This is a genomic window from Filimonas effusa, assembly GCF_004118675.1.
GTDB lineage: Bacteria > Bacteroidota > Bacteroidia > Chitinophagales > Chitinophagaceae > Filimonas > Filimonas effusa.
Window position 1 is genome coordinate 337,910 of record NZ_SDHZ01000005.1, and the last position, 20,407, is coordinate 358,316.

The window sequence follows — 20,407 nt, forward strand, 5'->3', positions numbered from 1 at the left end:
TATTCCATCTACTTTAGTAGTCATGAGAACTGCCCTTTTGTCGCTCTTTTTTTTACTGTTTTGTTCGGTAGTTCTGCGGGCGCAAATTTCTTCTCCATCGTGGCTGGAAAAGTATATCCGGGTGCATGCCTCGGATTCGCTGCTTCATTTATTGAACAACCCCGACAGTTTCCGCTATCAAATTATTTATACACAGATCAACAGGGATAAACATAACCGTCCTGTTTTTACACATTACTATTTTAATGTGAGTGATTCCGTGTATTTCAACCCGGCTTCGATGGTTAAGTTGCCAACTGCATTAATGGCACTGGAGAAGTTAAACCGTTTGGCGATTCCGGGGCTGAACAAGTTTACGCCTATGTTAACGGATAGTGCAGCTTTGGGGCAGCATCGTTATTATGCTGATGCCAGTGCGGAGAATGGTTTGCCTTCCGTTGCGCAATATATTAAGAAGATCTTCCTGGTGAGTGATAATGATGCGTATAACCGTTTGAATGAATTTGTGGGGCAACAGGAGCTGAATGAAGGGTTATGGAAAAAGGGATATAGTGGCACACGTATTACCCGGCGTTTTGAGCGGTTGAGCCCGGAGCAGAACCGGCGTTCGAATCCAATCCGGTTTGTGCGGGGCGATACTGTTGCCGGTGCTGCTGTTCGTGGCGGGGGTTTTATGTCTGGTGAAGATTCTGTTATTTATTACCAGCCGGCGGCTTATAGTTCTGTGCATTTTGATTTCGGCAGGAAATACCTGGTGGGCAATGCTCATTACAACAGTAATGATTCGCTGGTGCATTTGCCGATGGATTTTACGACGCATAATGTTTTTACGTTGCGGGATATGCAGCGGATGTTGCAGGCTATCCTGTTCCCGGCATCTGTTCCGGCCGGGCAGCGGTTTTTATTATCGGAAGATGATTACCGGTTTTTGTACCGGTATATGTCGGAATATCCTTCGGAGGCAAGGTTTCCCAGGTATGATACTTCGGAGTATTTTGACAGTTATACCAAGTTCTTTTTCTTTAAATCGCACAGGCAGAAGATCCCCGATCATATACGGGTGTTCAACAAGACGGGATGGTCGTACGGGTTCCTGACGGATGCGGCTTATGTTGTTGATTTCAAGAACAAGGTTGAATTTATGCTTTCGGGGACAATTTATGTGAACAGGGACGGGATCATTAACGACGACAAATATGACTATGAGAACCTGGGTTATCCTTTTTTTGAAGAAATAGGGAAGCTGATCTATAACTTTGAATTAAAACGGCAGCGGAAAAAGCTGCCGGATCTGAACCGCTTCCGTATCAATTACCGGGAGGCAGACTAATATTCCATGAACAAAACAATACATGCGCCAAAATGGTTAGTCATTTTGGCCTTTGCGACCGTTTATATCGTATGGGGATCTACTTATTTCTTTATCCGTGTGGCGGTTGAACATATTCCGGCTATGTTAATGGCTGCCATTCGTTTCCTGATTGCAGGAACGCTGTTAGCCGGATGGTGTATCTATAAAAAAGAAAACCTGTTTCACTGGCCTTCCATCAAACCTGCTCTCGTAAGCGGTATGTTGTTATTGTTTATAGGCAACGGCGCGGTGGTATGGGTAGAGCAATACCTGCCCAGTTCGCTGGTGGCGGTGCTGGTATCTACTTCTCCCATCTGGTTTGTATTACTTGATAAACCTTCGTGGGCAACGAACTTCCGAAGTAAGTCGACTATAATAGGATTGGTTATAGGGTTCATTGGTGTGGTATTGTTGTTTAGTGAGCAGGCTTCTGAAGTAGCGGCGTCTCATGACAACGTGCAGCTGATCTCTCTTTTTCTATTGATACTGGCTTCTATGTGCTGGTCGGGCGGATCGCTTTATTCCAAATATTATGCGAAGGGAGTATCGGCAACTGTAAATACCTGCTGGCAGATGCTGGTGGCGGGTATTGCTTTTGTTCCGGCTACGCTGGTCAGCGGCGAATTAAATGGTTTCAACTGGGCACAGGTTCCCGGCAGTGCGTGGTTTGCTACCGGCTACCTGATTGTAATGGGTTCGCTTGCGGCTTATTCGGCGTATGTGTGGTTGCTGCAGGTAAGGCCTGCTACGCAGGTGAGCACTTATGCGTATGTTAATCCTGTTGTGGCGGTATTACTTGGGGTAGTATTCGCCAATGAATCGATGAGTTTAATGCAGCTGGGCGGATTGGCGGTGATATTGATGAGTGTATTATTGATAAACCTGGCCAAGTATCGGAAGAAGGCCGGCAGTTAAGTGCGCGGATCATTTCTACACTTTTTTATCCTTCTCTATTTCTACGTAGCGTACCCAGGTGGATAGTATTGTTTCGTTATTGTACAGGGTAAGTTTGCCGCCTTCAATTTTGAAGCGGTTGGTACGTACCAGGTTATCCATGAAGGGTTTTTCGTTGTAACCCATACAGGCCATCCGGGTGGTGATGATACGTTCGTCGAAAACGAGCGTATCGGCGCGGAGGGAGTAGTGGCCGGACATGCGGTTGCAGCCGTTATTACCTGTGAAGCTGCCGTCGCCGGTGTTGAAGGTTATTTCGGGTAATTTGCCTGAGGCGGTATCGGAAGCCAGCTGGGGTTCGAGGATCCATCTGCCGGCGAGGGTGGTAGTATCGACAGGCTTGAGAGCGGTAGTTTCTTTGCGGATACTGCTTGTACTATCTGAGGAACCTGCTGGGGTAGCATTGTTGCAGGCGGTTTGCAAAAACAAGCCGGCGGCGAGGAACATGACCACTGAAGCGGGGAAAATGTACTTTTTCATAAACGCAATTTTAAAAAATAAAGCGGCGGGTTTTAAAACCCTGCCGCTTTATTTATATCAACTTTTGTTCCAGCAGGTGGGCAAATAATTCTACCTCTTTATTGCCTGCTTTCAACTATAGAATGCGACTGTTACTTTCCGGGCTGCCCCTAACCGCTTTGGTCAGTGGCAGCTTGCCGTATGTTTTCCCTTGCCGGCTATTTTGCTGGTGGGGGAACTGGCTGCATACCGCCTTGTTCAGGTTTTTCCAGCAGTTTGAAGAACTGGTCTAACTGAGGCAGGATCACGATCCTTGTACGCCTGTTGGCGGCTTTACCTTCTGTAGTGGCGTTATCGGCAACGGGTACATATTCACCACGGCCGGCGGCGGTCATACGGGAAGCGGGGATGCGGTATTGTTCCTGCAGTACCCTTACTACCGAAGTGGCGCGTTTCACGCTAAGATCCCAGTTGTCGAGTAATACGCCGCGGGCAAATTTCACGTTGTCGGTATGACCTTCCACCATGAATTCGATGTTGGGCTGGTTGTTAAGTACGGTGGCGACTTTGCCCAGTACTTCTTTTGCGCGATCGGTGATGTCGTAGCTTCCGCTTTTGAACAGCAGTTTATCGGAGATATCGATGTAAACCACACCTTTATCAACTTTGATGTTGATGTCTTTATCATCGAGGTTACCGATGGCGCCCTTGAGGTTCATTACGAGGGCCATATTCAGCGAGTCTTTTTTAGCGATAGCGCTCTGGAGGTCTTTGATATAGGCGTCTTTCATTCCTATATTTTCAAGAGACTTCTTGATGCTTTCGGCCTGAGAGCCTGAGATCACGGAGAGGTCTTTGAGTTGAGAGAGCACCTGGTTATTATTTTGTTTCAGGAAATCGATGGCTTCCAGGGAGTTGTTCAGGCGGTTTTCGTAGAAAGCCTTTCTTCTTGCGAATGCGTCAGCCGAATCTTTTGATTTTTGTTCACAATCGCGGAGTTTTCCCTGTAGTTCGAGGTAGGCTCCATTTAATTGGGAATAGCGGGATTCTGCTTCGCGAAGTTTTTTAGGGCTAACGCAGGCGAACAACAGGGTGGAAGATAATCCCGCCAACAAAATGAGATTTGTTTTCATAACATAATAGTTTTTATATAATAAAAAATATCCTTCCGGGCCGGCCGGCGATATTGATCATTTTATCCTACCTTAACGAAAACTGAGCCAATTTTATAACGTAATGAATCCCAGTAAGTACCTGCAACTTATATTCCCTGTGTTTGGTACCAAGAGGACCAAGGAAATCTTTGGTTTTAATCCAACGGTTTTGCCTGCCCGGGAAGAGGCGAAAGAAGTAAAAGTGGAAGTATTCAATTACAGCAACGGTTTCATGGAAGAGCACCATTTCCATAATGTTGAAGATTGTTTTCCGTTCCGCGATAAAGAGAGCGTTAGCTGGATAAATATTGAAGGTTTACGCAAGGCAGACATAGAGCAAATATGCCAGCATTTTAACATTCATTTCTTAATTGGGGAGGACATACTCAGTGTTGGCCAGCGGCCCAAGATGGATGAAATGGATGACAGTCTTTACTGCCTGTTGAACATGTTGTTCTATAACCAGGAAAAAGCGTCGGTAGAAACGGAGCAGATCAGCATATTCATGGGGAAGAACTTTGTGCTGAGCTTCCAGGAGGATGCGCACCGGGATGTGTTTGATGTATTGCGTAACCGGCTGCGTTCGCCGGGGTCGAAAATCAGGCAAAGCGGGGCCGACTACTTGTGCTATGCGCTTATAGATATGATCATAGACCATTATTTCGTGGTGATGGAAAACCTGAGCGACCGGCTTGAGTTTGTTGAGGAAGAGATCATCCGCAACAGCAGTCCGCGTACACTGGCGCGGATAAACGGCATGAGAAAGGAACTGATCGTTTTAAAGCGAAATGTGCTGCCGGTGCGGGAACTTGTGAACGGGTTTATCCGTACAGACTGTCCGCTGATGCAGGAAAAGACGCTCAAATATTTCAAGGACGTATATGATCACATTGTGCAGGCGGCGGACCTGGTAGAGAACTATCGTGATATGATGATGAGCATGCAGGACCTGTATCTCAACAAGGCCAATATGAAACTGAACGAGGTCATGAAAGTGATGGCCATTGTTACGTGTTTACTGGCTCCGGCGACGGTTATCGGCGGCATATTCGGGATGAACTTCGACAGAATACCTTACCTGCACAATAAAGACGGGTTTTATATTGCGGTGTCGCTGATGCTGGTTATACCCATATGGATGGTATGGGTGTTCAGGAAGCGGGGCTGGTTTTAGTTCAGTTTCACGGGCAATGCCTTTCCGCCTGCGCTTGTGAACACAATTATTTCCTTTTGAAAATAGGCACGGTGCTGCAGGGTTCTCCGTACATGAGGCTTTTTACGAAGGGCCGCAGTTTATTCGTGATCTCGAGATAAGCGGTTTCGGGGATCTGGATGTCGCCACAGCCTTTTACCACTACTCTTTTATCCTGGAAATCTTCTGCATCGAGGGCAGCGATATTTTTAATAAATATGTTGTTGATCAATGTTTTTTCATCGCCTACGACCAGGTCTTTTGCTACAGGTTGCAGGTAGCTGGCTACCAGCATGTATGCCCACATGGGGATAATTGCATCTGCTGTGCAGGTTACTGCTACGTATTTATCGCGGTAGGTTTCCCAGTCGAGTGTGAGCAATGTGGCGCGGAAGTCTTTTTCTTTCAGGATCAGTCCCATGAATAAATATTCCTTCAGATCGAACACTGCAAGATCTGCTTTTGGGTAAAACGTCTCGAGGTCGAGCGTGATGATACCGCTTTCCGCTACTTTATTCACAATTGTTTCCATAATAGTGCAAAATTACGAAGTGTGGGGATGCGATGTTGGGGATGCGGGAATTTGGGAGAATTTTCACCTGAAGGTTGGGCTGGTGGCGGGTTGTGGCATTGTGAGCGGGTTGAAGACGGCTTTAAGGCGGCTTTAGAGCGGGTTTGGTTGTGCGCTTTGCCCGCGACCGCGCTTGTGTTCACATAAAACTAGGCGTTACTATAGCGGGTGTTTCGTGTTTTATGGGGAGTTGGGTATAAAAAAGCGCCCCGGCAGAGCCGGGGCGCGATAATATTTTCCGATTCATCAACCGACGGCTGCAGCCGTCTTTTCAATGAATACTAGAAGAAGTCGGAACGGTAGTCTTTTACTTTAGCGGCTTTACGTAAAGCGCCCATTGCCTGGTAACCGATCTGTGAACGCATACCGGTTTCGATGGCTTTGCGTTGTTCGTCGATAGAACCGCCGAAAGAAGGCCTTGCGCCGATGAATTCGCTTTTCACAACGAATACACCTGTAGAACCGGCGATAGGATCGGAAACTTTAGCCTGGAGGGCTTTGTTGAATCCGGCGCCTACAATTTTAGGTTCGCTTCCTACACCAGGGATAAAAGGTGACTGGAAGGAAAGGCTGTCGGCACGTAAAATAGTTGTACCAACGCTTTGTGCGTAAGATTCGAGGCTGTTGCCTTTGAATTTGGTGCTGATAAGCTGTTGTGCTTTCTTTTCATTTTTCAGCAGACCTTCCACCATAGGCCTTGCAGCGCTGGGTGACATGGTACCGGCAGGATTAACACCGGTGATAACGGCGATAACATAGTGGTCGCCGATTTCCACAGGATCGGAGACATCACCTGCTTTGTTGTCGAAGATCCATTTAATGAAGGTGCGGTTTTCGCCAAGGCCCATGATGGAGAAATCGTTCTTTCTTACATCAGGAGCGGTCATTGGGTATTTACTTTGTTTGCTGGCTGTTTCGTCGAACGCTTTTTTGGTTCTGCTGGAAGCGGCAAACTGTTGTGCAGCTGTGCTGGCGGCAGCGATTGTTTCGGAGCTGGCAGCAATTGGTTTAGCCAGGGTTGCCACTTTATAAGCGATCTGGCGATTTTTTTGTTCCAGTACCTGTATATAATGGTATCCGGAATAACCGCCTTCCACTTTTACTACTTTTTTATCGCCGGTGTTGCCGTAGAATGCTACTTCAGCAAATTCTTTGCTGATGCTTGCAAACTGCATAGAAGAGAAAGTGTATTCGCCGCCGGTTGCTTTGCTTCCGGGGTCATCGGAATATTTCACTACCATAGAAGCGAAGTCGGCACCGCCGTTAATAGCAGTAGCAATACTGTCGATACGTTTTTTAGCGATGCTATCGGGTAATGTTTGCTGGCCGTTTTCGCCTGTTTTAATTAAGATGTGGCGTACTTTAACGGAGTCGGGCAATTCGCGGCGACCTACCATTTTAGCCAGTGTATAATTATTAGCGTCGAGGTAAGGGCCAAACACCTGTCCGTCGGCCAATGCCATAATGCTGTCAGCGAAAGGCATTTTCATATTACTGCGTGTAACGTAGATATCGGCGTAGGGAAGTTCGGACCCTTTAGAGCCGATGAAGCTTTTAGGATCGTTGGTTGCTACGAATTCGCCGCGGATCTCATTCAGCTGGTTTACTACGGCAGCAGTATCGGCAGCGCTTGGGAAGGCGTCGAAGCTTACGTAGGAAATGTTCCTTGTTTCTTCTTCCTGTTTGAATTGTTTTGAATGTTTATTCACATAAGCCGCTATTTCGTCGTTGCTTATTTTAACGGTGCTGTCGGCAACGCTGCTATAAGGAGCATATACATAAGAAATAGAGGTAATGGAGCTATTGTCGGCGTTAGCTTTTTCGGCCATCCATTTTGGAACGTAGATCGCCTGGGTGATCATGGCCTGGTATTTCTGGTGGAGTGCCTGGATCATAGCAGGCTCTACATAGATACGGTCGATCATGCCCAGTTGTTCCTGGTCTTTGGATTTTTTCAGTTGGGCAAATGCCTGGCGCGCTTTTGCTTCGTCGAAGATACCAGTCTGGGGGTCGGTAAATTCTCTTGCGAGGGGAGAGGCGGGGCTGAATAAGATGTCGCCGAGTTCGTTACCTGTAACGGCGAGGCCGAGTTTATTCAGTTGTTGTTGTAATACTTCCTGCTCTACCATCATATTATATACGCTGGCACTCAGTTGATTCCGTTGCGCTCCCTGGGCTCCCTGCATTTGCTGGTACAGATCCACTTTCGCATCGAATTCCTTTTTTTCGATCTTGGCACCATTTACACTCGCTATTGTAGTTGTGTTCGCAAACATGCTTCCACCACGAACAGAACCATCCTGTAAAATAAAGGCAATCAATGCCAGCGCTATCGCACCGAAAATGATCCAAGCAGCCTTATCGCGAATACGTTGAATAACTGACATAATCTTTTTAATAGATTTAGAAAATGAAGATGGCAAAAATATAGGAAACAGTAGTGAAATAAGCCAACCCCGGTCAGAAATAAGAAATTTTCCTATTAAAACCCCTTTTCCCCATGAACCTGTGCATAACCGGTGTATTGTGTGGAAAACCCGGGTTCGGGACAGTGGCGATGGTGGATTCAGGTGGAATAACCCGGCGGGATTTTGGGGCTTTTGCGGAAACCGGGAAAATTCCAACCATTTACCCGCAGTTAATTAACAGTGAATTTTGTGTGAATTAGTGGATGGGTATAAACCTGGTTATGAATATCCCCGAATGTTAAAAAGTGGGCGAAAACACCGCCTGCATTGAAATTGGCGATGTGATTTATTTGTGGATAGCTGTGGATAGTCTCACTATAATTAACTTTGCACTGTGGGGACAACTAAGTTTTCCCGAAATACACACCCGTAATAGTAGTATTGGGTTATATAAATAATGTATTAATAAAGAATATTACAATGGATATCAACATTTCTGAAGCAAGGTCAAAAGTGAACGCAAGAGGATTCCTGGATATTGAGGTTGACCCAACGCTCGATCTGTTCCGTGAAATAGAGCGGTTGAAAAAAGAAAAAAATGCGGTGCTGCTCGCGCACTATTACCAGGAGCCGGATATCCAGGATGTGGCGGATTATATTGGGGATAGTCTGGGCCTGGCGCAACAGGCTGCGAAGACCGATGCAGATATCATTGTTTTCGCCGGTGTGCATTTCATGGCGGAGACTGCGAAGATCCTGAACCCGCACAAGAAGGTATTACTGCCGGATCTGAAGGCGGGTTGTTCGCTGGCCGACAGTGCGCCGGCGGCATTGTTCAAACAATTCAAGGCGAAACATCCTGATCATATCGTTATTTCATACATCAACTGTACAGCTGAGATAAAAGCGCTGAGTGATATCATCTGCACCAGCGGTAATGCCAAACAGATCATCGAAAGCGTTCCTGCAGACCAGCCTATCATTTTTGCACCTGACAAGAACCTGGGTGGCTACCTGAATAAGATAACGGGGCGTAATATGGTATTATGGAATGGCGCCTGTATGGTACACGAGATCTTCAGCCTGGAAAAGATAAAGAAACTTAAGGTGCGTCATCCGCATGCGAAGCTGATTGCACATCCTGAATGTGAAGAGGCGATACTGCGTGAAGCGGAGTTCATAGGAAGTACGACACAGCTGCTCAAGTTTGCTGTACAGGATGATGCGAAAGAATATATTGTTGCTACCGAGACTGGTATCCTGCACCAGATGCAACAGGATGCTCCTACGAAGACCTTTATTCCTGCTCCCCCGGATAATTCCTGTGCTTGTAATGATTGTCCGCATATGAAGCTGAACACATTGGAGAAGCTTTACCTGTGCATGGAATATGAGACCCCTGAGATCACGATGGAGGAGGAATTACGGGTTGCTGCCTTGAAGCCAATTGAGCGGATGCTTGAAATAAGCCGTAAAGCGGGCTTAATTGGATAGAAAGAGGTTTTAGTTTGGTAGGATCTGTTTCAGAGAATCACCGGCAGGACGGGGTACTAAATAGCGTTTTAGCGGTATTCCTCTTGCTTTCATTTCCTTGTATTGTGTAAAACACAGTTCGATATAGTATGCCATTTCCAGATCGTTCATACGCTGGATGACTTCGTAATCGGGTTTATAGAAGTTCATGAAGGTAACCAGCTCATCGCCGTCGAGGTTTGTGAGTTGTTTTACCTGGCGTTTTGTGAATTTGTGGAAAATGTATTTATCCTGTTCTTCCTGGAGCAGTCGTTCCTGCAGTGAAGCGAGGCGTTTGTTTCTGCGGAAGCGGAATGCGTTGATGAGTTCTTCGAGGTCGAGGCCTACTGTGAGGCTTCCGGGTGTATAAGTTGACGGAGGGCTTGTGCTTAAGCGCAGGCCTGGTTTTCTGAAGTTGAAGATCTTTGCGTAGTCTTTTCTGTTTTGTATAGAATCCTGTTTATAGTCGCTGCTTCTTACCCTGACTTCGGGGAGGTTGCGTAGTACATCGATATGCAGTGCTACTTCAAAGTCGTTGGTATTGGAGATGGTATCGACGGGGTAGCGCATGGTTTGTTTGTTGAAGTAAGAGAACCAGATTGAATCCCCTGTTTTCACATTGATGCTGTATTTTCCTGTGCTGTCGGTGATGGCTCTGGCTCCTGAGCTGGCGAACACGCTCACCGCATCGATCGGGGAACGGTTGGTATAATCCGATACCACGCCACGGATCTGCCAGGTTTGCTGCGCCTGGAGCATACCGGGAAGCGTGAACAAGGTCAATAAAATATACAGTCTGAAGTAGAGGTTATAATTCAATGCGCTTTCCTTGAGTTGTAATAATACTAACTAGCTTCTTATGAACAGAGGAAGTTCGCCCTTTTTAACGGTATTTTACGTATGCGCTTATCTTTTCAGTTTGATAATTTTCTCGGTATGGAGTTTTCGTTTCTGGTCGCCGTAGATGACAACATAGTAGGTTGCCGATGGTAGTGTGGTAAGGTCGAACGGTGTTAATTCGGATACGATTGGTTTGGCCAGGAGTGCGTCGCCCCACTGATCGTAGACTACCATAGTTTTAGCGTCAGGCATATTTAACACTCTGAGGTTGAAGTTGCCGAAGCCGGGGTTGGGGAAAACCTGTACATAATATGCTTCCTGGATGCCTTCGATGGTTCTTTCGGGCGAATAGGTGAAGGTGCCGGAATAACTTACGATACGTACACGATAGTGGATAAGTCCGCGGTAATACACATCGTGATCGAGCCGGCGGTAGTTATGTGGCGCCAGTGCGTTGGTTGCGGTAATGGTGTCGGAGACAATCCAGTTGGCGGCGGTATCTCTTCGTTTTTGTATTTCGTAGTAATACACATTTCGTTCGTTATCCACATCCAGACTGAGTGAAGCGAGTATATTGGTCAGTCGCCGCGCAGAGAACACGAGGTTGGTTGTAGCGTTTCCGGGGCGGGTAGCTTTTGTAAATGATGCGAACAGGTAACTGCTGGGTTGTGACATATTGAAGACCCTGCTTAAGATAGCCGATCCGTTAAAAGGTGTGCCGGTGGTGATGTTACCTGGTGATGCCGGCGTTGTGGAAAAGCTGGTAGTATCCCATGCGCCATCTTTCAGGTGGCTGACATAAGCTGTAGTGCGGTTGGCTGCGAACAGGGGGCCTTCTTCTGTTACCAGGTGCTGTAAAAGAACGGTACTGTTGAATACAGGTTTGTCATTTGCGATTATCCAGGTTTTGCCTGTGGATAAGTAGGCGACATCTGTTCCGGAGAGGCCGCCGGTATAGACATCGTTGAAGACTCTTGCCCTGTAGTCGTCTGTTTCGCCGTGGTTGATGATAGCAGCTGGCGTATATGATTTTTCTGTTCCTATAGGAAATGTGATGGTATCTGTTCCCGGGGGAACTGATAGTCTGTACATGAATCCGCCGTAGGGGCCGTTTTCTGTTACTACATAGTTGTTTTGGTTATATCCTGTGATATGTCCACGTCGTATGGTTGATCCGGAGACGAGACTAGCCTGGCGAATAGTTATTTTTCCATTGCGGAAGTGGATCTGGTTTCTAACGGCAAGATCGCTTTCGTTATCCACGAAGATGCCGGCGGGGTTGTTAATATCTATGTTAGGAAAGTAAGTACCGGAACGGGCAGCGGCGGTATATCCACCGAAGATACGTTGTGGTAGTGCGGATAGTGGGTCGGGCTGTTGGAATTGTACGGTACCACCTACAGCGAGGGTGCCGGTGATGGATTCATCTATGATGGCACTGCCGAGGTTGTTTTTCCAATTTTGTCCGAGGAAGTAGATATAGCTGTTGGTGGGCAGGTATATTTTTCCTTCGTTGTTAATATCTCCGAAGATGGCGGTAGTATCGGTGTTGAAAAATCCTACGGTACTATTGGGGGGGATGTATACGTTGGCACGTTGTGCTTTTGTGGAAAGCAGGAGAAGCAGGCTGATGATATAGAGGATCAGGTGCTTCATTTATTGGATGATGGTGAAGTAGAAGTCCATAGCGGGGACGGTGATATCCTGGCTGGCCGGAGTTGTTGAACCTACTGATAGCACTGTTAAACTTAATACTGCTAGTCCTGTAAATACTGGAGCATTCGTATTGCAGAATTTAACCTCAACAGTATTAGTTGCTGATACTCTTGCATAAGCGATAACCGAGTTGTCTGCCATTTGTTGTGAAGGGTTCACTATCACAGACGCTCCAACATTAGCTCCAGGAACTGTAAATGTTTTTATTACATAGGCTGTTTTATCTTGTGATATTCCACCGACAGCACCGGTGGTTGTTAGTTTAGTACCGGGTATTGTAAAGGCTGGATAGGATGTTACGGTGTATTTTATAATACTGTTAAGTGCTGTTCCCGCAGAGCCAACTTTTGTTGTGCCCGTTACGGCGACGTTGCCTGTTACTGCTACATTATTGGCGAAAGTTTTATCTCCCCCTATTGTTTGTGCGCTGTTTGTTACAAGGCCTCTAGCTGTGCCAGTACCAGCGTCGGGTATGTTTAGTGTGTGTGCAGTTCCACTGCTTGTGAATCCGAGTGCGCCGGTACCAATGGCAGCAAATGTTTGTGTAGCGCCGGTTAATCCGTTCAGACTTTGTATTCCCGGAAGCGTGGTGATACTTCGTTGTACTATTTGATTGGAGGCATTTAATGCAAGGAAGTTGTTGTCTGTTGTACTTACGGCTGCGGATGTTAGTGTAGTAGTTCCGGTCAGGGTTTTGTTACCTGCTATAGTTTGTGCTGTTGTTGAAACAAAGCCTCTGTTGGTAGCGTCTGCATCCGGGATACTTAATATGTGGGCGCTTCCGCTGGTAGTAAATCCGAGTGTACCATTGGCAACTGCGCCAAAAGTTTGTATCGCTGCTGTTAATCCGTTTAAGCTTTGTATTCCCGGAAATGTACTGATGTTTCTTTTTACCACCTGGTTGGAAGCGTTGAGTACAAGGAAGTCGGCATCTGTAGTACTAGCTGCGGCATTAAGTATTGTTGTTCCACTTACGGTTAGGTTATTGCTGAAAGTTTTGTTTCCTGCAAAGGTTTGGGCAGTGGTATTTACGATGCCGGAGAGTGTAGCACTGGCATCAGGGATATTCAATGTATGTGTGGATCCACTGGAGGTTAGACTTAGCGCTGTAGCATTGGTGGTAAGTGTAAATGTCTGGTTACTTGTAGTTAATCCGTTGATACTTTGAATAGCGCCATCGAAAGCAACGGAGCTCAGAGGGCGCTTTACCACGACATTACTTCCATTAAGTAATAGTGCTGTGATATCTGAGCTGCTGCTTGCGGGGTTAAGAGAAAGTGTTCCGCCTAATATAGTATTTCCTGATATGTTGGTGTTACCTGTTATACTGGTTAAACCTGCTGCCGTGATGGTAATCCGATTGGTATTATTGGTAACGATATTTAATCCTGCGTTGTTAAGTGAACCCAGTTTTTCGCTACCTGTTAATCCCGAATTACCTGTCAAACTCCAATTGTTACTATTGGCTGCGGTTAATGTTGAATCAGTTATCAGTGGTTGCCAACGACCTGTTTTTCTAATGTACACTCCTTTTCCTGCGTTTGAAGGAATGAAATAGATTAACATGCCATCGGGAGGTGACAGGGCATTGATCGTACCTGTGTCTGTAAGTCTGGGCAGAAGTAACCCTTGCCTGTTACCATTCAGTTCAAGCAAGGCAGATTTCTCCAGTCGGGCAGCAGCATCACCCAGTTTAAGCTGAGCGATGCCACTGTTTGATTGTAACAGGAGAAATACAACTACACATATGTTAATCAGGAAACGTAGGTACATACCCGGGCCATCATCATTGTTACAGATAAAAGGGGAAGGGATGATGAAATAGTATTATTATTTTTAATTTATATATTACTATCTTTCAATGATATACCAGGATGTTCCGTCGGTTTGCATTTTTACGAATGTACCGGTGTTATAGATGACGTAGCTACCGCTTGACAGTCCTTCTATGTTACCTGCAATTGTTACAGATGCATCGATGTCGGTAGTGCCTATCTTTTTGATGATGTATACGCGGCCTTTGATGCTGGCATCTGGCATGGTGGGAAGTGAGATAGGTATGTTTGCACCTGCACTTGGATTTACAAGCAAAGTATAGTCGGTTGCAGAGAGTGTATGGGCTGCTGTAACTGTATTTATAGCGTATGATACAGATCCGTTTACCTGGAGGGTAGAATTGGGTGTACCAGCTCCGGTTCCGCTTCCTATATATACTGAGTCACGGAATGTTTTAGTGCCGGCGATATTTTGTGCTGTTGTGGATAAGCCACCGGGTGTGGTGAAGGTTGCGGCATGCAGTATTAAAGTGTCGGGTGCATTGGTTGCGCCGGCTTTTCTTTCCAGGCCTTGTGCATTACCGGCTTCACTGAAGTTGCCGACAACAAGACCTTTAAAGGCTGCTGTATCAAGTGTTCTTTTAGATACGGCACCGGTTGTAGGATTAATTACCAGTACATCGTTGAAAGAAGATTGTATTAATTGCGGATTCAGATAGAGGCTATCATTGATCCTGGCGTTTCTGGCGATAACTGTATCCAGCGCCCTGATGATAGATGAACTGATGGAGTCTTTTACAGTTAACCTGTTTCCGATGTAAACGCTATCGCTGAATGCTACGGCGCCACCTGATCTTAGCCGCATTCTTTCTACGCTGTTGGCGATGAAGATGACGTCGGCGGCATTGGTACTACCGAGAGAATCGCCCGGGCTAACGACGTTACCATTGAGTGACCATGAACGATTGTTGGTGGAGTCGGTTGTAACACGCTGCCATTGACCTGATTTCCTCAGGTATAAGCCACGGTTGGTTCCTGTTCCGGATTGAAGGTAAATCAACATCCCGTCTGGTGGGTTATATCCGTTGATAAGGGTAGTGTCTGAAAGACGAGGCAGCAGGAAACCTTGTCTCTGACTTTCCAATTCCAAGACGGCGGACTTTGTTATAGTCGTTGGATTGTCGCCGACTTTTAACTGTGCTTTTGATGTTAGCACTGTTGCGATTACCAGGAACAGCGCAACGCTGATTCGTTTAAGAAGCCCGGTTCTTGTGTGTAGTTGTATCATGAAGTATTAGTTTACCACAGCTGAAACCGGATATTGGACCTTAAATTAATAGGAGGTAATTAGACAGGAAGGTTGGATTGTTATTGGAAAACAAAATTATAATTTCTTTTATATGAACATGAATGTGAATAAAATGAACAGCCTTTAAGCTCCTTAATTATCCTTAGCGGAGTTTAAAGAGATTAAAGGCCGTTTTAAAGTAGCCGGGATGCTATACTATAAAATGTTATCTGCCCATATAGATCATAAGGATCTGTACGTCGCTTGGATTTACGCCGCTGATCCTGGAAGCTTGTCCCAGGGTAGCTGGTCTTATCTTTTTAAATTTCTGTAGTGCTTCAATGCTTAGTGCAGCTACTTTATCGTAATCGAATTTATCAGGTATTATCGCATTTTCCATTTGAGCCATGCGTTGTACCAGTTCTTCTTCTTTTTCGATGTAACGCTCATACTTTACCTGGATCTCTGCCTGTTCTATTACTTCAGCGTTTACATCGTGCAGGGCTTCGGCCAGGCGAGGTACTGCTTTCATAAGGGAGGGAAGATCGATATCGGGGCGTAATACTATTTTAGATGCTCTTTGTTTTTCGCTTATGGGAGCGGAGTTGATAGATGCCAGGTAATCGTTTACTTCGGAAGGTTCAATGGCAAAGGCAGCCATCTTTTCTTTCACTGATTGGACACCTGATTTTTTTGCATTCACTCTTTCCAGTCTTTCATCGGAAGCCAAGCCTATAGCATGGCTTAGTTCGGTGAGGCGCAGGTCGGCGTTATCCTGACGCAGCAGTGTGCGATATTCAGCGCGGCTTGTAAACATGCGGTATGGTTCTTCTGTTCCTTTACTGATCAGATCATCGATCAGTACACCGATATATGCCTGACTGCGTTTCAGTACAAAAGGATCTTTTTCTTTTGCTTTCAGGTGGGCATTGATACCGGCCATTAATCCCTGGCACGCGGCTTCTTCATACCCGGTGGTACCATTGATCTGTCCTGCGAAAAACAGGTTGCTGATCTGTTTGGTTTCAAGGGTATAGGTTAACTGGGTAGGAGGGAAGAAGTCGTATTCGATGGCATAACCCGGGCGGAAGATGCGTACGTTTTCAAAGCCGGGGATCTGACGGATGGCATTGTATTGCACGTCTTCGGGGAGGGAGGTTGAGAATCCGTTGACGTAGATCTCTACGGTGTTAAAGCCTTCAGGTTCTACGAAGATCTGGTGGCGTTCTCTTTCAGCGAAGCGGTTGATCTTATCTTCTATGCTGGGGCAATAGCGTGGCCCAACGCCTTCTATACGGCCGGTGAACATTGGGCTTCTATCGAAACCTGTTTTGAGCATATCATGTACATCCTGGTTGGTGTAAGTGATATGGCAGCTAACTTGTTGTTCAGGTTTCAGTCGGGGTATATCCAGGTAGGAGAACCCGGTGATGACGTCATCACCTTTTTGTTCTTCCATTTTAGAGTAGTCGAGGCTACGACCATCGACACGTGGAGGTGTACCGGTTTTCAGCCGATCGGCTTCAAAGCCAAGTGAAACCAGTTGTTCCGTAATACCTGTGGCGGCTTTTTCTGCTACCCGCCCACCGCCGAATTGTTTTTCGCCGATGTGGATGATACCATTTAGAAAAGTTCCGCTTGTAACTACAACTGAGTGGGAGGATATTTCATGTCCCAGGCCAGTAATAACGCCGCAGGCTTTATTGTCTTTGATGATAATAGAACGAACCATATCCTGGTAGAAGTCTACGTTCTTTGTTTGTTCCAGCATTTCTCTCCATGTTGCAGCGAAGAGCATACGATCGTTTTGCGTTCTGGGGCTCCACATGGCAGGTCCTTTACTGCGGTTGAGCATGCGGAACTGGATCATACTCTTATCGGTGACGATACCACTATAACCTCCAAGCGCATCTATTTCTCTAACAATCTGGCCTTTAGCTATACCACCCATTGCAGGGTTACAACTCATTTGGGCGATGGTTTGCATATTCATGGTGATAAGTAAAACCTTACTTCCCATATTAGCAGCCGCTGCTGCTGCCTCACAACCGGCATGGCCGGCCCCTACTACTATAACGTCGTAAACTGGAAACATTTGTAACTATTATACTTTTTGAAGATGCAAAGATAGGTTGTTATGAAATGATAGCGGAGCATGGTTGGAAAGATAGCTTGGCTGCTGTTCCACGTGGAACCTATGATTAGATGAGTGTGGACGTAATGTTTCACGTGGAACGTAGCCTCCAATGAAAAACGGTTGGATGGATGCTTATATGTACAAGCTCTCTGAATGTGTTTCACGTGGAACAATAGCTTAAGCATGTGGACTTAAATACCTTAGGTTATAGTTAGATATGCTACCTTATGTTTCACGTGGAACCCTTGTTAAGAAAGTAGCTCTGAGTTGTACTTACTTGAGTATGCTTAGTGATAGCGGGGTGGGGAAAATATCGGTATATAATTCAAGTTTAATAATGAGTATGGTTAGATAAATTAGGTAAGTAACACGGGAATTATCTGAGCTAAATGTATCAGGCGGAACTATAGGTGAGGGATTTTATCTGATAAAGAAAGCAGGTTGTTCTTTCTTGTTCGGATGCAGATAGAAACACGAAAAGAGCTAAAAGAGGATTCAGTGTCTGGTTTTGCGTATAGGTAAGGCATGTTATGATGTTCTGGATTAATTATTAGTATTCCTAGAATTAGATGTTTCACGTGGAACTAATGAGCAGGGAGATTAATCTTTGGAAGAAGAATATTATTATCTGCAGTGAGCGATAATGATAATGTATAACATAGATACGAATAAACTGTGAGTTCTGATATAGGATTATAGTGTGAAGTGGCTGCAGGTGATGCCGTCTATTGAAATTACCTAAGATCAGATTTACTTGTAATCACTAGGTGATAGCGTACTTTAATAGTATGACACTTTTTTACTGGTTCGTGGGTTATATGGTTCTGCATATGTATAATAGGTGTCGAATTACCGTATCATATGTTTCACGTGGAACGTTAATATAGAGGGGCGTTAATCGATTTGGTAACCTGGTAACTTATTAGGATAACTGTTGGTTATTGATAGCGGGATGTACTTTCCTTTAGAGCGAGACTAGTAAGAAGAGACCTCGAAGGGTAGGAGGTTTTATTTCTATCCTTTACTTAATTCGTATTTGTAACCGCTTGATGGTAAAAGATGAAAGATAGCTGGTAGGTTACCTTGTCTGATGTGTGGAGGAGGCTTAGGACGTGCGTTAATTGAAGATTAACGTCTTACTAATTAATATATGTTTCACGTGAAACTATTATTAAATGAAATTGGTAGGTAGGGGGTAAAAATGATAACGTTTTACTCCCCAGTGCTATTATGGGATTAGTGGTTTTGAAACAGTTATTGCTTTAAAAGGTATTGTCTATAGTTAGTATTGAGGATTTAATTTGTTACGGTTTATAAAAGATTATTTACTTAATGTTTCACGTGGAACGTTGGAGTTGCGCTGGTTAGTGTAAATCTTTGAGGTAGATTTCAACTTTTATGGGTAATGCGAAATGGGTTATTTGATTGGATTTGTTTTACAGTCGGGATGTTAGGTTATATAACTGTTTGTTTCACGTGGAACTGTTTAATTAGATATTTATAATAATAATTTTTCCTGTAGTATATATGATTTGCATGTTTTGGCTGTTTTGAATTGGCGCTGTGAAAGGAATAGAAGTCTGATTGTTAGCTGTGTAAATGTTAGCCTATAAAAAAGCTCCGGCAGATTTTTTCATCCAAACCGGAGCTGTTGAGCATTCTTAACCTAGATTCTACTTATGTTTCTTCAGGTAATCGTTTATGTAATAATCCTCCTTCTCCCGCATCAGTGTAATTTCCTTTGACTTTTTGTCTTTGTATCCACATAAGTGTAAAGCACCGTGGAAGAGTACGCGTAATATTTCATTCTGAAAACTAGTTCCATGTTGTATTGCGTTGTCCTTTACCCTGTCGATACTAATATATACTTCAGATGTGATGCCACCTTCCGGTTCACTGATGTCAAAAGTGATTATGTCGGTGTAGTAGTCGTGCTGCAAAAAATCTTTGTTTATCTGTAGTAGATAGTCATCGGAACAGAAAATATAGCTGATGGCTTCCAGCTTTTTCTTTTCCTTTTTAAAGATGGTTTCTATGTAAGACTTTACCGCTGTTTTCCCTGTGAACCTTAGCTGCCTGTCGGCATAATTAAACTGTACCTTCGTCAATGTTAAAATAGTTTGTCTTCCAAAATTCGTAACATTTTTGCAGACGCACCATATTACATTTGCAGATATTTTTACAAGACGGAGTATTTATCATATCCTGGTTAATAAAACAATAACGGATGAAAAGGTTATCGGAGATTGGCGTAGGCAAGAAAGCAGTGATTACCTCTTTTGAGAAAGATGATCTCTTTATCAAGTTGATGGAAATGGGTTGTGTTCCAGGTGAAGTAGTTAGAGTGGAACAGATTGCTCCGCTGGGTGATCCTATCTCAATTACAGTTGCCGGCTATAATCTTAGTCTGCGCCTCAACGAAGCAGATCATATCTTTGTTGAAGAAGTGCAGCATTAAGATTAAAAATAAGCTATGAAGATTGGTCTTTACTTTGGTTCGTTTAATCCCATTCATGTTGGCCACCTTATAATAGCCAGTTACATCATTAACGAAGGACTGGCAGACCAGCTTTGGTTTGTTGTATCGCCACATAACCCGTTAAAGCCTTCGGCCAGCCTGTTGAACGAATATCAACGTTTACACCTTGTTCGACTGGCTATAGAAGAAGACGAGCGGTTTAAGGTGAGCGATGTAGAATTTAAACTACCAAAGCCTTCTTATACTATCGATACACTTACCTACCTCCATGAGAAGTATCCACAAAATGATTTCTCTGTTGTTATGGGGTCGGATAGTTTTCAGAACCTGCCCAAGTGGAAGAACTTTGAAACTTTAGTCAGAGACTATAAATTTATTGTTTATAACCGTCCGGGTTATAAGGTATCGGATAACCTGCAGGCTGATCTTACTGTAGTTAATGCTCCTTTACTTGAAATGTCTGCCACTGTTGTACGGCAGCTTGTTAAGCAAGGCAAAAGCCTGCGTTATATGGTGCCGGAAAAGGTGAGGATGGAGATAGAAGGAAACGGGTATTATAAGTAGATGTCAG

General features: G+C 44.9%; 16 protein-coding genes. 6 read left to right on the forward strand and 10 right to left on the reverse strand.

The window, feature by feature from the left end; all coding sequences use genetic code 11:
• The first annotated feature begins 22 nt into the window (after positions 1 to 22).
• Both ESB13_RS22910 and ESB13_RS22915 read left to right on the forward strand, forming a co-directional pair.
• Complete coding sequence (locus ESB13_RS22910) at positions 23 to 1,330, forward strand: serine hydrolase (protein ID WP_129006258.1); 1,308 nt, start codon at positions 23 to 25, stop codon at positions 1,328 to 1,330.
• Between the two features lie 6 nt (positions 1,331 to 1,336).
• Positions 1,337 to 2,266, forward strand: coding sequence for an EamA family transporter (locus tag ESB13_RS22915; RefSeq protein WP_129006260.1), 930 nt, complete (start codon positions 1,337 to 1,339; stop codon positions 2,264 to 2,266).
• A 15-nt stretch (positions 2,267 to 2,281) separates the two neighbouring features.
• On the opposite strand, the gene ESB13_RS22920 is transcribed toward ESB13_RS22915, so the two are convergent.
• Complete coding sequence (locus ESB13_RS22920) at positions 2,282 to 2,785, reverse strand: META domain-containing protein (RefSeq protein WP_129006262.1); 504 nt, start codon at positions 2,783 to 2,785, stop codon at positions 2,282 to 2,284.
• 197 nt (positions 2,786 to 2,982) lie between these two features.
• Positions 2,983 to 3,897, reverse strand: coding sequence for an OmpA/MotB family protein (locus tag ESB13_RS22925; RefSeq protein ID WP_129006264.1), 915 nt, complete (start codon positions 3,895 to 3,897; stop codon positions 2,983 to 2,985).
• A gap of 103 nt (positions 3,898 to 4,000) precedes the next feature.
• On the opposite strand from ESB13_RS22925, the gene corA reads away from it, so the two are divergent.
• Positions 4,001 to 5,092 (forward strand): magnesium/cobalt transporter CorA, encoded by a 1,092-nt coding sequence (gene corA, locus ESB13_RS22930; RefSeq protein ID WP_129006266.1) that lies wholly within the window; start codon positions 4,001 to 4,003, stop codon positions 5,090 to 5,092.
• A gap of 46 nt (positions 5,093 to 5,138) precedes the next feature.
• On the opposite strand, the gene ESB13_RS22935 is transcribed toward corA, so the two are convergent.
• Together ESB13_RS22935 and ESB13_RS22940 are read right to left on the reverse strand one after the other, a co-directional pair.
• Complete coding sequence (locus ESB13_RS22935; RefSeq protein WP_129006268.1) at positions 5,139 to 5,642, reverse strand: DUF2480 family protein; 504 nt, start codon at positions 5,640 to 5,642, stop codon at positions 5,139 to 5,141.
• A 320-nt stretch (positions 5,643 to 5,962) separates the two neighbouring features.
• The gene (locus ESB13_RS22940; protein ID WP_129006270.1) at positions 5,963 to 8,068 is read right to left on the reverse strand and encodes a SurA N-terminal domain-containing protein; all 2,106 of its coding nucleotides are present in this window, start codon (positions 8,066 to 8,068) and stop codon (positions 5,963 to 5,965) included.
• Positions 8,069 to 8,569: 501 nt separating this feature from the next.
• Between ESB13_RS22940 and nadA the strand changes: the two genes are divergently transcribed.
• Complete coding sequence (nadA, locus tag ESB13_RS22945; RefSeq protein WP_129006272.1) at positions 8,570 to 9,583, forward strand: quinolinate synthase NadA; 1,014 nt, start codon at positions 8,570 to 8,572, stop codon at positions 9,581 to 9,583.
• Between the two features lie 9 nt (positions 9,584 to 9,592).
• Here the strand turns inward: nadA and ESB13_RS22950 are convergent, their stop codons facing one another.
• The 6 genes from ESB13_RS22950 to ybeY all read right to left on the reverse strand — a co-directional run bounded on the left by ESB13_RS22950 (position 9,593) and on the right by ybeY (position 19,465).
• The gene (locus ESB13_RS22950) at positions 9,593 to 10,420 is read right to left on the reverse strand and encodes a peptidase associated/transthyretin-like domain-containing protein (RefSeq protein WP_129006274.1); all 828 of its coding nucleotides are present in this window, start codon (positions 10,418 to 10,420) and stop codon (positions 9,593 to 9,595) included.
• A gap of 87 nt (positions 10,421 to 10,507) precedes the next feature.
• Positions 10,508 to 12,097: a T9SS type A sorting domain-containing protein gene (locus ESB13_RS22955; RefSeq protein ID WP_129006276.1), complete on the reverse strand. Its 1,590-nt coding sequence runs from the start codon at positions 12,095 to 12,097 to the stop codon at positions 10,508 to 10,510.
• Entirely contained in the window at positions 12,098 to 13,930 is a 1,833-nt protein-coding gene (locus tag ESB13_RS22960) for a beta strand repeat-containing protein (RefSeq protein WP_129006278.1), read from the reverse strand.
• Between the two features lie 78 nt (positions 13,931 to 14,008).
• Positions 14,009 to 15,220: a hypothetical protein gene (locus ESB13_RS22965; RefSeq protein ID WP_129006280.1), complete on the reverse strand. Its 1,212-nt coding sequence runs from the start codon at positions 15,218 to 15,220 to the stop codon at positions 14,009 to 14,011.
• A 226-nt stretch (positions 15,221 to 15,446) separates the two neighbouring features.
• Positions 15,447 to 17,315 (reverse strand): tRNA uridine-5-carboxymethylaminomethyl(34) synthesis enzyme MnmG, encoded by a 1,869-nt coding sequence (mnmG, locus tag ESB13_RS22970; RefSeq protein ID WP_129006282.1) that lies wholly within the window; start codon positions 17,313 to 17,315, stop codon positions 15,447 to 15,449.
• A gap of 1,715 nt (positions 17,316 to 19,030) precedes the next feature.
• Positions 19,031 to 19,465, reverse strand: coding sequence for an rRNA maturation RNase YbeY (ybeY, locus tag ESB13_RS22975; protein WP_129006284.1), 435 nt, complete (start codon positions 19,463 to 19,465; stop codon positions 19,031 to 19,033).
• Positions 19,466 to 19,584: 119 nt separating this feature from the next.
• Between ybeY and ESB13_RS22980 the strand changes: the two genes are divergently transcribed.
• Together ESB13_RS22980 and nadD are read left to right on the forward strand one after the other, a co-directional pair.
• Positions 19,585 to 19,815 (forward strand): FeoA family protein, encoded by a 231-nt coding sequence (locus ESB13_RS22980; protein WP_129006286.1) that lies wholly within the window; start codon positions 19,585 to 19,587, stop codon positions 19,813 to 19,815.
• 15 nt (positions 19,816 to 19,830) lie between these two features.
• Complete coding sequence (gene nadD, locus ESB13_RS22985; protein WP_129006288.1) at positions 19,831 to 20,400, forward strand: nicotinate (nicotinamide) nucleotide adenylyltransferase; 570 nt, start codon at positions 19,831 to 19,833, stop codon at positions 20,398 to 20,400.
• Positions 20,401 to 20,407: the final 7 nt, after the last annotated feature.